The following is a 3892-nucleotide window of genomic DNA, read 5'->3' as shown; positions in this document are numbered from 1 at the left end:
CTGGTGGTGGATGCGGGTCAGGGCGTGGAGGCTCAAACTGTAGCGAACTGTTATACCGCCATCGAAATGAACATGGAAGTGGTTCCGGTTCTGAATAAGATTGACTTGCCACAGGCTGAACCAGAACGCGTTGCTGAAGAAATCGAAGACATCGTGGGTATTGATGCGGTGGATGCCGTTCGCTGCTCAGCGAAAACAGGCGTAGGTATCGAAGACGTACTGGAAGTAATTGTAAAGCAAATCCCGCCACCGGAAGGGGATTTGGACGCACCGCTACAGGCTCTTATTGTCGACTCATGGTTTGACAACTATCAGGGCGTAGTATCTCTGGTACGCATTGTACACGGGCAGTTAAGCGTAAAAGACAAAATTAAAATCATGTCTAATGGTCAGGTGCATCAGGTTGATAACCTGGGTGTATTTACCCCCAAGGCCGTTGAGCGCAAAGTGCTGAAAGCGGGTGAGGTAGGCTTTATTATTGCCGGTATTAAAGAGATTCATGGTGCACCGGTAGGTGATACCATTACACTGGCAAAAGATCCCGCCGACAAACCTTTACCAGGCTTTAAAAAGGTAAAACCGCAGGTGTATGCCGGATTGTTCCCGGTTAGCTCGGATGACTACGAAGATTTTCGTGATGCACTGGCAAAGCTAAGCCTGAACGATGCGTCGTTGTTTTACGAACCAGAGAGTTCTGCGGCGTTAGGTTTTGGTTTCCGGGTGGGCTTCCTGGGCATGTTGCACATGGAGATTATCCAAGAGCGTCTGGAGCGGGAATACGATCTGGATCTTATTACAACCGCACCAACAGTAATCTATGAAGTACTGAAAACCAATGGCGAAACGATTCAGGTTGATAATCCTTCCAAATTACCCGCGGTGAACGAAATTGAAGAAATGCGCGAACCCATGGTGGAAGCGAACATTCTGGTTCCGCAGGAGTTTTTAGGTAACGTTATTACTCTGTGTATTGAGAAGCGCGGGATTCAATCCAACATGAGCTACCACGGCAAACAAGTGGCAGTTACCTACGAACTTCCTATGGCTGAAGTGGTGTTGGATTTCTTTGATCGCTTAAAATCGACCAGTCGCGGTTTTGCCTCACTTGATTACAACTTTAAGCGTTTCCAGGTGTCAGACATGGTACGTCTGGACATTCTTATCAACGGTGAACGCGTTGACGCCTTAGCCGTGATCACGCACAAAGAGAATGCACCATATCGGGGGCGTGAACTGGTTGAAAAACTTCGCGAACTCATTCCGCGCCAGATGTTCGACATTGCTATTCAGGCCGCGATTGGTAACCATGTTATTGCGCGAAGCACAGTGAAACAATTACGGAAGAACGTAATCGCCAAGTGTTACGGTGGTGACGTGAGCCGGAAGAAAAAGCTGTTGCAGAAGCAGAAGGAAGGTAAAAAACGGATGAAGCAGGTAGGGAACGTGGAATTGCCACAAGATGCCTTCCTTGCAATACTCAAGGTATCTAAGTAATGGCTAATTATTTTTCAATTTTGCTGGTGATCCTAACGCTGGGATCGGGTTTGATTTGGCTGTTGGACGCTGTGTATTTCGGTCCGAAACGCCGCGATCGCTCAAATGCGGTAGCTGGGTTTGGCGAATCGGCTTTACAACCAGATGACAAACTTCCCTATTTGGTAGATACCGCCCAGCAAATATTCCCGGTCATTGCGTTTGTGTTGGTATTGCGTTCGTTTTTATACGAGCCATTTCAAATCCCATCCGGTTCTATGATGCCCACGCTGCTGGTGGGTGACTTTATTCTGGTAGAAAAATACGCTTACGGTTTGAAAGATCCGGTATTCCGCCACAAATTCATTGAAACCGGTGCGCCGGAGCGCGGTGATGTAGTGGTGTTTAAATACCCAGAAGATCCTAATGTAGACTTCATTAAGCGAGTAGTGGGTTTACCCGGCGATACGGTAATTTACCGCGACAAGAAAATTTACATCAAGCCTGCCTGTGTGAGCGGTGAAAAATGTGAAGAGTTTACGGTAATGCCACAAGAGTTCGTAAGCAGCGGTGAATTTGTGCAGCACCTTACGCCACTTCGACGTATGACGGAGCAACTGGGCAAAGTACCTCATGACATTTTGCAGCATCCAACGGGTGAAGCCAGTCCGCGTGAGTTCTTTACTCAGCCCGGTACTAAAATGAACGAGTGGATTGTGCCGGAAGGTCAGTATTTCGTGCTGGGTGATAACCGCGACAACAGCCGTGACAGTCGCTTCTGGGGATTTGTGCCCGATGAAAATCTGGTAGGAAAAGCCGTAGCCATTTGGATTAGCTTTGAGTTTGACCGACCTGCCAGCAGTTGGGTGCCGTCCTGGATCCCATCAGGTGTGCGTTTTGGCCGTGTAGGTGGCATTCAGTAATGCTAGGGATTAACCCATATGCCAGGCTGTCCCGTCAAATCGGTTACGAATTTAAAGATAACAGCCTGCTTAAGCAAGCGCTTACGCACCGAAGTGCCGCTAAAGTGCACAATGAACGTCTGGAGTTCTTAGGCGATGCAGTGCTGGGCATGATCATTGCCAAAGAACTTTACGACAAATTTCCGCAAGTACCCGAAGGCAAGCTTACCCGCATGCGTTCCACCCTTGTAAAAGGCGACACGCTGGCCGAACTGGCCCGTGAGTCTGATGTGGGTGAACTTATGAATCTGGGGCCGGGCGAACTGAAGAGCGGCGGACACCGTCGCAGTTCAATTATTGCCGATGCCATGGAAGCCATTATCGGTGCAATTTACCTGGAGGCCGGATTAGCACAGGCCGAAGAAGTGGTACTGCATTTGTGGAAAAGCAGAATTAATAAGCTCGATCCCAATGAACACCCTAAGGATGCCAAAACCCGTCTTCAGGAATATTTGCAGTCGCGCAAGCTGCCTTTGCCACTGTATGAAGTGGTTGAGATCACCGGTAAAGACCACGCGCAAACCTTTGTGGTGCATTGTCAGGTTGCCAATCTCGACGCGCCATTTGAGGGCGTGGGAAGTAGTCGCAGGAAAGCTGAGCAACAAGCCGCTAAACTGGCCTTTGAGACATTAACCAATGACTGATTTTGAACAACCGGATTTACCGGATACGCCAGAAGGTAACACGCGCTGCGGTTTGGTGGCCATAGTGGGGCGGCCCAATGTTGGCAAGTCCACGTTGCTGAACTGTCTACTGGGCCAGAAGGTGAGTATTACTTCGCGTAAACCGCAGACTACGCGTCACCGTATCCTTGGTATCGATACCGACGGCAATTGCCAGACAGTGTATGTAGATACCCCCGGATTGCACAGCGAAGAAAAACGAGCCATCAACAGATTAATGAACCGCGCTGCAGCGAGTTCACTGGGAGAAGTCGGACTGGTGTTGTTTGTGGTGGAAGGTACCCGCTGGAACAACGACGACGATATGGTGCTGACCAAAGTAAAGCAGTCAGGCCTGCCATGTATTCTGGTAGTAAACAAACTTGATAAAGTACCCAGCGAAGATGCTTTAATTACTCACCTTCAGGTTCTGCAACATAAGCACGATTTTGACGAAATCATTCCGATGAGCGCCAAGCAAACCAAACAGGTTGATCGGCTCAGGGATTTGGTGCGTAAACGTCAGCCAGAAAGTGAATTTTATTTCCCGGAAGACTACATTACCGATCGCTCAAGCCGTTTTATGGCAGCGGAAATTATCCGCGAAAAGCTCATGCGCTTCACCGGTGACGAGTTGCCTTATTCCACTACAGTGGAAATTGAGCAATTTAAGCTGGCTGAAAACGGGGTATACCGTATTAATGGTTTGATTCTGGTTGAGCGTGAAACGCAAAAGCGCATGGTGATTGGGAAAGGCGGAAAGCACCTGAAAACCATTGGTGAGCAAGCCCGACT

The 3892-nt window shown here is 48.9% G+C and carries 4 protein-coding genes; all 4 read left to right on the top strand.

From position 1 onward, the window contains the following. Positions 1-1494: translation elongation factor 4 (gene lepA / locus ACLR2L_RS19405; protein ID WP_413370566.1), on the top strand; the 1494-nt coding region annotated here is incomplete at its 5' end. Beyond that, entirely contained in the window at positions 1494-2396 is a 903-nt protein-coding gene (gene lepB, locus ACLR2L_RS19400) for a signal peptidase I (RefSeq protein ID WP_413370564.1), read from the top strand. The genes lepA and lepB, both read left to right, overlap by 1 nt. Further along, positions 2396-3079, top strand: a complete 684-nt coding sequence (gene rnc / locus ACLR2L_RS19395) for a ribonuclease III (protein ID WP_140959647.1) — start codon at positions 2396-2398, stop codon at positions 3077-3079. Before lepB ends, rnc begins: the two co-directional genes overlap by 1 nt. Beyond that, on the top strand, positions 3072-3892 hold an 821-nt coding region (gene era, locus ACLR2L_RS19390), incomplete at its 3' end, for a GTPase Era (RefSeq protein WP_413370562.1). The genes rnc and era, both read left to right, overlap by 8 nt.

Source organism: Alteromonas sp. AMM-1 (genome assembly GCF_047290655.1).
GTDB lineage: Bacteria > Pseudomonadota > Gammaproteobacteria > Enterobacterales > Alteromonadaceae > Alteromonas > Alteromonas mangrovi.
The sequence above is the reverse complement of the archived record's forward strand: the minus strand, read 5'-3'. Positions and strand labels throughout refer to the sequence as shown.